Below are 7,968 nucleotides of genomic sequence, written 5' to 3'. Positions count from 1 at the left end.
TGGGCCCCGTGCTGTGCCTGCCCGGGGTGCGACCCCCGGACCCCCGGCCGCGTGTGACCGACCGCACCCGGTCCGCTGACGTTAGTCCCCGTTAACCTGCTGGCATGACCGTGAATCTCGAAGTCGCCGACGGCGTCGGTACGCTGCGCCTCGACCGCCCGCCCATGAACGCGCTGGACGTCGCCACCCAGGACCGGCTCAAGGAGCTCGCCGAGGAGGCGGCCCGTCGTGACGACGTACGCGCGGTCGTCGTGTACGGCGGGGAGAAGGTGTTCGCGGCGGGAGCGGACATCAAGGAGATGCAAGCGATGGACCACACCGCGATGGTCCTGCGCGCCCGCGCCCTCCAGGACTCCTTCACAGCGGTGGCCCGCATCCCCAAGCCGGTCGTCGCGGCGGTGACCGGGTACGCGCTCGGCGGCGGCTGCGAGCTCGCGCTGTGCGCGGACTTCCGGATCGCCGGGGACAACGCCAAGCTGGGCCAGCCGGAGATCCTGCTCGGGCTGATCCCCGGCGCCGGCGGCACCCAGCGCCTCTCCCGGCTGGTCGGCCCCTCCAAGGCGAAGGACCTGATCTTCACGGGCCGGATGGTCAAGGCCGACGAGGCGCTGACGCTGGGGCTGGTGGACCGGGTCGTCCCGGCCGCCGACGTGTACACGGAGGCGCACCGCTGGGCCGCGAAGCTGGCGCAGGGTCCGGCGATCGCGCTGCGGGCCGCGAAGGAGTCGATCGACACCGGTCTGGAGACCGACATCGAGACGGGCCTGGCGGTCGAACGGAACTGGTTCGCGGGTCTGTTCGCGACCGCCGACCGCGAGACCGGCATGCGCAGCTTCGTGGAGGAAGGCCCCGGCAAGGCCAAGTTCCTGTGAGGGAGGAGCCCTCCTGCGAACTCCCCGGTACCACTTGCAATTGACGGGGCGTCTCATCCGGGTCCCCCGAAGGGGCGGTTTAGGGGAACCTTAAGGCGACCTTAAGCCTGTCTTGTCGGGGGAGCCCGGAGAGTGCCCGTGACCGCACTGTCGCCGCAGGTCAGTCATGGTTTGTCAGGCTTTGATCTGTCCCTGGCATATGCCGATCCGGGCATTCGGAACCACCTGTTCCGGGGGGTGCATTCCGCCGGAACGGCCCCGGAGGGGTTCCTGGGCGGCCATGATGGGAGGCATGGCGGGGCTGGAGGGCATCGAACAGCCGCGGGGATCGAGCCGTGCGGCCGCGGCGCGCTGGTCGCCTGCGGTCGAGGACGAACGGGCGCTGAAGGCGCTGGAGTTGTTCGGCAACCCGACCGAGGGCGAGGTTCCGCTGCCGTCCCGCCCCGAGTCCGCCGCCACGGCCCGCCGACTGGCCCAGGTCGTCGTGCTGCGCCAGTGGGGACTGACCCCCAAGATGACCGAGGACGCGGTCCTCCTCGTCTCCGAACTCGTCGGCAACGCCGTACGCCACACCGGCGCCCGTGTCTTCGGCCTCCGGATGCGGCGCCGCCGCGGCTGGATCCGCGTCGAGGTCCGCGACCCCTCCCGAGGTCTGCCCTGTCTGATGCCGGTCCAGGAACTGGACGTCAGCGGCCGGGGACTGTTCCTCGTCGACAAGCTGTCCGACCGGTGGGGCGTCGACCTGCTGCCCCTGGGGAAGACGACCTGGTTCGAGATGCGAGTGGCCGACCGCTAGGCCGGGCCGTCGGGCCGGGGTGGTGGGGGCTCCTTGTCCGGTGCGGGGCGGCGGTGACGCCGTCTCCGGGGGCCGCCGCCCCCAGGCCCCCGCTTCGCGCTGAACGGCCTCGTCCTCGAGCGCCGGACGGGCTGGAGGTACGGGCTGGGCTGGAAGTGCCGGCCGGTAGACCGACTGAGGCCAGGGTGCGTCAATCGCCGTAATCGGTGCATTCCACCCCTTAAATAGTGCGGTGACCACATCCGACCGCCGTTCCGCGCTGCGGGCGGGCGCCGGGCTCGTCGCCGGGGGTGCGTTCGCGGCCGCGTGCTCGCCCTCCAGGCCCTCGTCCGGCACCGTCGCCCAGCACGCCCCCACCTCTGCGGCCTCCCGCTCCCCGGCCCCGACCGCCGCGGCCCGCACCTCCTCGGTCTCCGGCTCCGCGGCGCCCGCTTCCTCCCCGGCCGGCGCCACCGGGGCGCCTGCCCGTCCCCGGGTCGCGCCCGCGCCCCGCGCCTTCCCCGGACAGCCCGCCCAGATCACGCACGGCCCCCGGGACCGCTCCCGTGTCGCCCTCACCTTTCATGGTCAGGGCGAGCCCGCCGTCGCCAAGGCGCTGCTCGGAGAAGCCGAACGGCACGGCGCCCGGGTCACCGTGCTGGCCGTCGGGACCTGGCTCGACGAGCACCCCGACCTCGCCCGCCGGGTCCTCGACGGCGGCCACGACCTCGGCAACCACACCCAGCGCCACCTGGACATCAACGCCATGTCCGAGGCCGAGGCGGCGGCCGAGATCACCGGATGCGCCGAGCGGCTGCGCAGGCTCACCGGGTCCATCGGCACCTGGTTCCGCCCCTCCCGGGCGGCCCGCGCCTCCCCGCTGGTGGAGAGGCTGGCCCGCCGCGCCGGCTATCCGCACGTCCTCTCCTACGACGTCGACTCCCTCGACTTCACCTCGCCCGGCGCATCCGCCGTCGCCCGCAACATCCTCGGCGAGGTCCGCGCCGGGTCCGTCGTGAGCCTGCACTTCGGGTACGCGGACACGGTCGCCGCACTCCCCGCCGTACTCGACGAACTCGACCGCCGCGGACTGCGCGCGGTCACCACCACGGAGCTGATCGGCTGATGCACCGCAACCTCGTGAAAAGCGCCCTGCTCGCCGGTGCCGCGCTCACCGTCCTCGCCGCCTGCGGTACCGGGGGCGGGACGGCCGGGGAGGGGCCGGGCGGGGGCACCAAGGCGGCCGCCCCCGCACCGGCGAAGAAGGCCGGGAAGCCCGCCGTCGACGGACTGCCCGGCATGCCGCCCGTGCTCGACCCGAAGGACGTCTACGCCGCCGACCGCCCGAACCGGCTCTCCCCGGTGGTCAAGGACTTCCCGTCCCGGGTCTACGTCCCCAACACCGAGTCGGACACCGTCTCCGTCATCGACCCGAAGACGTACGAGGTGATCGAGACCATCCGTGTCGGCCACCAGCCCCAACACGTCGTGCCCTCTTGGGACATGAAGACCCTGTGGGTCAACAACGACCGCGGGAACACCCTCACCCCCATCGATCCCAGGACCGGAAAGGCGGGCAAGGAGGTCTCGGTGCACGACCCGTACAACCTCTACTTCACGCCCAACGGCAAGTACGCCGTCGTCATGGCCTCCCTCGACCGCGAACTCGTCTTCCGCGACGCGCACACCATGAAGCGGATCAGGACGGAACCGGTCAGCTGCTACGGCGTCAACCACGCCGACTTCTCACCGGACGGTCGCTACTTCATCGTGTCCTGCGAGTTCAGCGGTGAGCTGCTGAAGGTCGACACCGCGCGGATGGAGGTCGTCGGGCAGCAGAGACTGCCCTTCAAGGGCGCCATGCCACAGGACGTGAAGATCTCGCCCGACGGGAAGCGGTTCTACGTCGCGGACATGATGGCCGACGGGATGTGGATCGTCGACGGCGACAGCTTCGGCAAGCCCGGGTTCCTGTACACGGGCAAGGGCTGCCACGGGCTGTACATCGGCCGGGACTCCCGCGAGATGTACGTCTCCAACCGGGGCGAGGGTACGGTCTCGGTCTTCGACTTCCACGAGAACGCCCTCACCAAGAAGTGGCGTCTCCCGCAGGGCGGCAGCCCAGACATGGGCGGTGTCTCGGCGGACGGCAAGGTCCTGTGGCTGTCCGGGCGGTACAACTCCGAGGTGTACGCCATCGACACCCGCACCGGAGCGCAGCTCGCCCGCATCAAGGTCGGACGGGGTCCGCACGGCCTCGCCGTCTACCCGCAGCCCGGCCGCTACTCGCTCGGCCACACCGGTATCTTCCGCTAGGGCGAGCCGCTCGGAGGTGGTGGGGGCGCGCCGCCACCGCGCCCCAGAGGTGCTCAGCGGCTGTGTGAGCGACCTGGAGCACATGCCGCGGCAGCGGCCGCCGTGCCGCCCGGCTCCTGCCTGACGGTGAGCAGCGCCTCCGCCCCGACCGGCCGGTAGCCCGCCGCCTGGAACGCCCGTGTGCTGCGGGCGTTCCCCGGCGAGACCTGCGCCCACACCGCCTCGCCCCCGCCCAGGTGCCGCGCCGCGGCCACCAGGGCCCGCCCCAGCCCCCGCTGCCGTACGACCTCCTCGACCGACCTCCACGGCGACCTCCAGCCGCCCCGCCACCCCACGCCCGAGGACGACCACGCCCCCCGCCGCGGCCCACACCCGCACCTCGTCGCGCCGTCTGCGCGAGCTGACCACCCGGGGTGGTCCGGGTCCTCGATCTCCGTCAGCGCGAGGGACGGCGCGCCCGGCAGCGGGGAGCCGACCAGCAGCGCGTCGACCGTCTCCGCGGCACGGCCCGGTTAATGAGCCGTCTCGTGCACCTGGGGGCCGAGGAGATCCTGCGAGGTCTGCTGGGCGACGCGGACCGGGTGGCCGTCCTGGACCGGCTGACCGCCGCCGCCGCCGAACGGGTCGCCCGCTACCGCCGGTTTTCGGCGATCGTGAACGGCGTCGGAACCCAGCCCTCGTACGACGCGGAGTACTCCTGGGTGGTCGCTGCGCTCCGCGCTCACCAGGGCCGTTAACCTGACCTGCGTCAGTAGAACAGCGAGTATGACCGCAAGGCATGACGAAGAGGGGCGGATCGGTGGCCGACATCGAAGATGCGCGCAAGGAGTTCCAGCGGATCGACACGGACGGGGACGGCTTCATCACCGCGGCCGAGTTCAAGTCCGCCCTGGCCCAGGGAGGTGACTGGAACGTCACCGAGTCGGTCGCCGAGGCCGTCATCAAGAGCCGCGACCTCAACGGGGACAAGCTTCTCTCGTTCGACGAGTTCTGGGCGCACCTGAACAAGTGAGACAAGCGGTACAGGGGCGCCTCGCCGACGCGGGGCGCCCCTTCTCATGCCCAGCGCTCGATGCGCACGGTCCACCGGCCGCCGTGCCGTTCCAGCGCCGGCGGCAGGCCGAAGCACTGAGGGGGGCCTTGGCCGGGTCAGGCCGTCCGGCGCCTGTACTGCCCCGGCGCGACGCCGTACTCCCGCTTGAACGCCTTGGCGAAGGCGAACTCCGAGGTGTAGCCGGTGCGTTGGGCGACCTGCCGCAGAGGTACGTCGTCCGCTCGCAGCAACCGGCCGGCGGTCGTCATCCGCCACCACGTCAGGTACGTCAGCGGCGGCTCGCCCACCAGCGCGGTGAACCGGCGCGCGAAGGCGGCCCGGGACAGCCCGCCCTCACCTCCCAGCTCCTGCACCGTCCACGACCGGGCCGGGTCGCCGTGGATGGCGCGCAGCGCCGCCGAGACCGCTGGGTCGGCGAGCGCGGCCGCCCAGCCCGCGGTCCGTCCGGCACCCCGCTCCAGCTGCCACCACGCACGCACGATGTACAGCAGGAGCGTGTCCAGGAGCGCGGTGACGATGGCGTCCGAACCGGGGCTGCGCTCGTCCAGTTCCATGGCCAGCAGTTCCACCGCGGCGCGCAGCGAGCGGTGCGTGCCGAGCCGGGCGGGCAGGTGTACGACATCCGGCAGCTCGGCCAGGAGACGGTGGGCGCGGGAGCGGTCCAGCCGGTAGACACCGCACATCATCACGACGTCCGCGCACTCGGGCCGGGCGGCCGGATGCGGTGGTTCGGGCCAGCGTCCGTCGGAGCCCACCCGCACCTCCTTCAGCGGCGCGTCGAGCCCGCTGGCCAGCGCGTGTCCGTGGCCGTGCGCCAGGAACACCACATCCCCGGCCGCGAGCGCGACCGGTTCGCCCCCGGCCGGGATCAGCCACGCCGACCCGCGCAGCAGCACATGGAACCCGGCGCCGTCCGACGCCCCGAACCGCATCCCCCAGGGCGCGCGCACGTCCCGGCGGGAGGAGTGCGGCCGCCCGGTGCGCATCGCCGCGACGGCGTCGCTGAGCACGTCCATGCCGACACCGTAACGCCTGCCGCGCGCAGCGGGACGCGCGGTGCGAGACGCACGGACAGGAAACCGATACCGACGGACATGGATCGTCTCGCGGCCGGGGCCTAGCGTCGACGACATGACATTTCCTTCCTCAACTCCCGTTCGTACTGTGCTCTTTCACAAACTCGGCGGCCCCGACGTGCTCACCGTCGAAGAGGTCGACCTGCCCGCGCCCGGCCCCGGGGAGGTGCTCGTCCGGGTGGAGGCGGTGGCGCTCAACCGGGCCGAGGCCCTCTTCCGTTCGGGCGGCTACTACTACCGGCCGGCCCTGCCCGGCTCCCGCAACGGCTACGAGGCGGCCGGCGAGGTCGAGGCGGTCGGCGAGGGCGTGACCGCGTTCGCCCCCGGCGACCTGGTGATGTCGGCGGCCAACTTCGAACTCGGCGCCCATGGCGTGTACGCCGAACGGGTCCTGCTGCCGCAGACCTCGCTGGTCCCGCGCCCGGCCGGGGTCGACGCCGTCGACGCGGCGGCCGTCTGGCTCACGTACACCACCGCCTACGGCGCCCTGGTCGAACGGGCGGGTCTGGCCCCGGGCGACCGCGTTCTGATCACCGGCGCGTCCAGCGGTGTGGGTACGGCCGCGATCCAGGTCGTCCGCCGGGCCGGCGCGGTCCCGATCGTCACCACCCGGACCGGGGCCAAGCGGCGGCGGCTGTACGACCTGGGCGCGGAGCATGTGATCGTCAGCGACGACGAGGACGTGATCAAGGAGACCGGGCGGCTCACCGGCGGCCGGGGCGCCGACATCGTCCTCGACGCGATCGGCGGTGCCGGGTTCGCCGCCCTGGGCGAGGCGACCGCCGCCGACGGCACCCTGGTCAGCTACGGCTGGCTGGACCAGCAGCCCATCCAGCTGCCCCGCCGGTGGCCGCTGACCGTGCACGGTTACGCCAACTTCGTCGTCACCGGCACCGAGGACGGCCGCCGCCGCGGCTCCCACTACGTCAACTCGGGGCTCGCCGACGGCACGCTCCGCCCGGTCGTCGCCGAGGTCTTCGAGGGCCTGGACCGCATCCGGGACGCCCATCGGCTGATGGAGTCGAACACGCACACAGGAAAGATCGTCGTACGGGTCGCGGAATAGCCCGCGGCCGCCCGAGGTTGTCCCTGCCAGACGCATGCATGTGCATCGATTGCGAAGGGCAAGGCCTGTCATGAAGATCGGCATCATCGGCGCGGGCAACATCGGTGGCAACCTCACCCGGCGGCTCACCGCGCTGGGTCACGACGTCTCCGTCGCGAACTCCCGTGGACCCCTGACGCTCAAGGAACTTGCCGAGGAGACGGGAGCGACCCCCGTCGTCGTCGAGGAGGCGGCGCGCGGTGCCGAGGTCGTGGTGATCACGATTCCGGTCAAGGCGGTCCCGAGTCTGCCGCCCGGCATCCTGGACGGCGCGGCCGACGGCGTGGCCGTCATCGACACCAACAACTACTACCCGCAGCAGCGCGACGGCCGGATCGCGGAGATCGAGGACGAGGGCCTCACCGAGAGCCGCTGGACGGAACGCCGGATCGGCCACCCCGTGATCAAGGCCTTCAACGGCACCTACGCCCAGGACATCCTGGACCGCCCGCGCGCCGCGGGCGACCCCGAGCGCCTCGCGCTCCCGGTCGCCGGGGACGACGAGGCGGCGAAGGCGAAGGTGCGCGTCCTGATCGACGAGCTCGGCTTCGACACCGTCGACGCGGGTGGCATCGACGACTCCTGGCGCCAGCAGCCCGACACCCCCGTCTACGGCCTGCAGGCCGGCACCGACGCGGTCACCAAGGCACTGGCGGAGGCGAACCCGGACCGCCCGGCGGCCTTCCGCGGCTAGCGCCTCGAGACCAGACCCCGTCCGACCAGAACCCCGTCCGGCGTGACCCGCCGGGTATCGCGGGCGCGCGCCGACC

At 72.4% G+C, this 7,968-nt stretch carries 9 protein-coding genes and 1 pseudogene; 8 read left to right on the top strand and 2 right to left on the bottom strand.

The features are described 5' to 3' along the window. The first annotated feature begins 104 nt into the window (after nucleotides 1-104). From ACFWBB_RS42100 to ACFWBB_RS42085, 4 genes are all read left to right on the top strand, one after another. Nucleotides 105-872, top strand: coding sequence for an enoyl-CoA hydratase/isomerase family protein (locus ACFWBB_RS42100; RefSeq protein ID WP_385284444.1), 768 nt, complete (start codon nucleotides 105-107; stop codon nucleotides 870-872). Between the two features lie 292 nt (nucleotides 873-1,164). Further along, nucleotides 1,165-1,668 (top strand): ATP-binding protein, encoded by a 504-nt coding sequence (locus ACFWBB_RS42095; RefSeq protein WP_385284441.1) that lies wholly within the window; start codon nucleotides 1,165-1,167, stop codon nucleotides 1,666-1,668. Nucleotides 1,669-1,900: 232 nt separating this feature from the next. Next, entirely contained in the window at nucleotides 1,901-2,773 is an 873-nt protein-coding gene (locus ACFWBB_RS42090; RefSeq protein WP_385284438.1) for a polysaccharide deacetylase family protein, read from the top strand. Further along, on the top strand, nucleotides 2,773-3,963 hold the full coding sequence (locus ACFWBB_RS42085) for a hypothetical protein (RefSeq protein WP_385284435.1): 1,191 nt from the start codon (nucleotides 2,773-2,775) through the stop codon (nucleotides 3,961-3,963). The genes ACFWBB_RS42090 and ACFWBB_RS42085 overlap by 1 nt, the downstream gene beginning before the upstream one ends. A gap of 53 nt (nucleotides 3,964-4,016) precedes the next feature. Here ACFWBB_RS42085 and ACFWBB_RS42080 read toward each other — a convergent pair. Continuing rightward, a pseudogene (locus tag ACFWBB_RS42080) lies at nucleotides 4,017-4,472 on the bottom strand (GNAT family N-acetyltransferase); the annotation flags it as partial. On the opposite strand from ACFWBB_RS42080, the gene ACFWBB_RS42075 reads away from it, so the two are divergent. Both ACFWBB_RS42075 and ACFWBB_RS42070 read left to right on the top strand, forming a co-directional pair. Then, nucleotides 4,377-4,700, top strand: a complete 324-nt coding sequence (locus ACFWBB_RS42075; RefSeq protein ID WP_385284433.1) for a hypothetical protein — start codon at nucleotides 4,377-4,379, stop codon at nucleotides 4,698-4,700. The pseudogene ACFWBB_RS42080 and the gene ACFWBB_RS42075 sit on opposite strands and share 96 nt — an antisense overlap. Nucleotides 4,701-4,762: 62 nt before the next feature. Beyond that, entirely contained in the window at nucleotides 4,763-4,975 is a 213-nt protein-coding gene (locus ACFWBB_RS42070; RefSeq protein ID WP_385284447.1) for an EF-hand domain-containing protein, read from the top strand. Between the two features lie 137 nt (nucleotides 4,976-5,112). Here the strand turns inward: ACFWBB_RS42070 and ACFWBB_RS42065 are convergent, their stop codons facing one another. Further along, complete coding sequence (locus ACFWBB_RS42065) at nucleotides 5,113-6,033, bottom strand: AraC family transcriptional regulator (protein WP_385284430.1); 921 nt, start codon at nucleotides 6,031-6,033, stop codon at nucleotides 5,113-5,115. Between the two features lie 115 nt (nucleotides 6,034-6,148). Between ACFWBB_RS42065 and ACFWBB_RS42060 the strand changes: the two genes are divergently transcribed. Then, nucleotides 6,149-7,159 (top strand): zinc-dependent alcohol dehydrogenase family protein, encoded by a 1,011-nt coding sequence (locus ACFWBB_RS42060; protein ID WP_385284427.1) that lies wholly within the window; start codon nucleotides 6,149-6,151, stop codon nucleotides 7,157-7,159. A gap of 70 nt (nucleotides 7,160-7,229) precedes the next feature. Beyond that, the gene (locus ACFWBB_RS42055; protein WP_385284424.1) at nucleotides 7,230-7,892 is read left to right on the top strand and encodes an NADPH-dependent F420 reductase; all 663 of its coding nucleotides are present in this window, start codon (nucleotides 7,230-7,232) and stop codon (nucleotides 7,890-7,892) included. Nucleotides 7,893-7,968: the final 76 nt, after the last annotated feature.

It is taken from the genome of Streptomyces sp. NPDC060000 (assembly GCF_042737375.1).
In the GTDB taxonomy this organism is placed as follows: domain Bacteria; phylum Actinomycetota; class Actinomycetes; order Streptomycetales; family Streptomycetaceae; genus Streptomyces.
This window is presented reverse-complemented; position numbering and strand designations above follow the sequence as displayed.

Excerpts from the sequence above, each read along its gene's own strand:
- ACFWBB_RS42100 (WP_385284444.1), top strand. The coding sequence starts at position 105 with ATGACCGTGAATCTCGAAGTCGCCGACGGCGTCGGTACGCTGCGCCTC.
- ACFWBB_RS42095 (WP_385284441.1), top strand. The coding sequence starts at position 1,165 with ATGGCGGGGCTGGAGGGCATCGAACAGCCGCGGGGATCGAGCCGTGCG.
- ACFWBB_RS42085 (WP_385284435.1), top strand. The coding sequence starts at position 2,773 with ATGCACCGCAACCTCGTGAAAAGCGCCCTGCTCGCCGGTGCCGCGCTC.
- ACFWBB_RS42065 (WP_385284430.1), bottom strand. The coding sequence starts at position 6,033 with ATGGACGTGCTCAGCGACGCCGTCGCGGCGATGCGCACCGGGCGGCCG.
- ACFWBB_RS42060 (WP_385284427.1), top strand. The coding sequence starts at position 6,149 with ATGACATTTCCTTCCTCAACTCCCGTTCGTACTGTGCTCTTTCACAAA.
- ACFWBB_RS42055 (WP_385284424.1), top strand. The coding sequence starts at position 7,230 with ATGAAGATCGGCATCATCGGCGCGGGCAACATCGGTGGCAACCTCACC.